The 2,617-nt window shown below is 47.1% G+C and carries 1 protein-coding gene; it reads left to right on the top strand.

The genetic code is table 11. From position 1 onward, the window contains the following. Positions 1 to 138: 138 nt before the first annotated feature. On the top strand, positions 139 to 2,617 hold a 2,479-nt coding region (locus NO989_RS21640; protein WP_371343186.1), incomplete at its 3' end, for a Tn3 family transposase.

Here is a 2,617-nt window from a genome sequence, read left to right as displayed (position 1 = left end):
GGGGTTCTAGGGATTTTCCCCTCTAAAGTAACATAGAACGCTACAGGTATTATATTATATGGTCTGTGGCGGTGGGTTACCTTCCAATATTCTGCCATCTTATATAAACACCATCAATCATATTGGCGTTTATTCATCATGGCAATTAGTAATGAACTCTCGATTCTGACTCAGGCAGAACAACGAGACTTGTATTCAGCACCTCAGTTTTCTATTGAGGAACAACGTTTGTATTTTTCGCTAAACGATGTAGAACAGGCCGAATGCCGTACTATCAGGCTTACTAAACATCGTTGTTATTTCGTGGCGCTTCTGGGCTATTTTAAATCTAAGCCAGTGATCATTGCTCCGAGTTTCCGTGATATCAGTATCGACATGCAGTTTATTGCCTCCCAAATTCAAAGAGGTAAAGGGATCAGGCCTTTCAGTGTCAGTAAAATGCAGCGTGACCGTATTTACTCAAGGATACTGCGTCTACTTAATTACAATAAGTGGAATGAAAAACAGCACCTCAATGCTCTGTGCCACCACCTGGTTTACATTGGTCATGCCTGGCTGGAGCCTCGACACCTCTTTGATGCGGCCATTGAATACCTTGCCAGCTATAACATTGCCATTCCTAAGTACTCCGTGCTTCAAAGACTGATAAGCCGCACAATGCAACAGGTCAGAAAAGACCTGACGCTCCAACTGAATCAACTTACCAGTAATGAACTTAACGTCTTTCTGGACAACATAATCACTACTAAAGACGACGGGCTGAGTCTGAGCCATCTCAGGGGTGGTGCCAAAAGTCTGACCGTGCCTGAGCTTAAAAAAGAGCTCGCCATTTACCACCGGTTAGCACCATGGCACACGCAAATAAATGACGTTGTGGACAGGCTCAATCTGTCGCTAAAAAATCGACAACACTTCAGCGGCCTTATTGATTACTACGGCAGTAAAGTGCGGCGCTTCAAACGCTCACAGCAGCACCTGTGGTTACTGTGTCATCTGACAGAGCGCATGCAACTTGCACTGGAGCGCCTGACGGATGGGTTTGTTTACCATATCCGAAAACAACAGGAAGCCGCCAACGCCTTTGCACAACAAGCAGTGTTCCTGTCCTGGCAGTCAGCTGCGGACAATGTCACGAAAGCGGCAGAGCTACTTCACCTGTTTGTTGACGAGAATATTGATGACAATCAGCCCTTCTCAGTAGTCAGACAACAGGCATTGAAGGTCATGAATGACAGGGATATCCAGACCCTCTGCCTTTACCTGAAAAAACAGAAACGGACCGTGGAAGAGTACCAGTGGCAATATTATGACGAACAACGAAACCTTCTGGAACAGTTGTTAAGACCAGTGTTCCTGTGCCTTGAATGTGAGGCCGGTAAAGGCTCAGAAGCCGTCGTCGCCCAACTTCAAAAGATGCAAACGGAAATCGTATCCGGTGAATCACTGATGACAATGGATACGTCGCTTATCCCCAAAAAGCACCTCTCATGGCTGGTGAAACAGGATAACGTTAATCCGCAACGTTATGAATGGCTGCTCTACCGGCAGTTAACTTCACGACTGAACGGACGTATTTATCTGTCAAATGTCACCAAATACCGGGCACTGGAAGACGACCTGATCCCCCAAACATCGCAGGATGCACTGCTGGCCTCATCAACACTGGACAGACTAAAACAACCTGTTGACGCATTGTTACAGGAGAAACAACATCGACTGGAAAGCGCGCTCAAAGACGTGGCGCGCCATATTGATGAGGGAGATAATCGCAATGTAATCATGAAAAATCGCTCGGGCACCCGCTGGCACCTGCCAACAAAAGGCGCTACATCTCTGGTCAACAATCCCTTCTTTAAGCGAATGCAGCCAGTCGGTATCGCGGATGTCCTGCGGTATGTTGAGCGCGAAACCGGGTTTATGCGATGCCTGACACATGTGCTGCCAATACAAAAACAGGGAACTACTCATCAGGATGATTTACTGGCCATTCTGATTGCTAACGCCACTCACCGTGGTGTGTATGGTATGGCGCAGATCTCCGACCGCAGTTATGAACACCTGAGTACAGTACAGGCTAACTATATCCGACCTGAAACGCTGCATGATGCCAGCGACGTGATCAATAATGCGGTGGCTTCATTACCCATCTTCCGCCACTACCATATTCAGGAGGACCAGTTGCACGCCAGTGCGGATGGTCAGAAATTCGAAACGCATCTGGAAACGTTTAAAACCCGGTATTCCTCGAAGTACTTCGGTACCAATAAAGGGATCACGGCCATGACCCTGGTCGCCAATCACAGCGCGCTGAATGCACGGATAATCGGCTCCAACGAGCATGAATCACACTATATCTATGATCTGTTGCAATCCAACAGCAGCGATATCAAACCTGACGTACTCTCGACAGATACACACGGTGTCAATCACGTCAACTTCGCTTTATTGGATCTATGCGGCTACAGCTTTGCACCGCGATACGCGCAATTTAACAGCGTCATCAACGATCTGTTTGAGGTGACTGAAAATGAACAATGTAACACCATACTGGCGCTAAAGAAGCCTATCAGAACGAATGTTATTACAACGGGATGGCAAGATATCAGGCGTATTGTTC

It is taken from the genome of Alteromonas sp. DY56-G5, from assembly GCF_041414725.1.
Taxonomy (GTDB): Bacteria; Pseudomonadota; Gammaproteobacteria; order Enterobacterales; family Alteromonadaceae; genus Alteromonas; species Alteromonas macleodii.
Note: the sequence above shows the minus strand (reverse complement) of the source record. Positions and strands in the feature narration are given on the sequence as shown.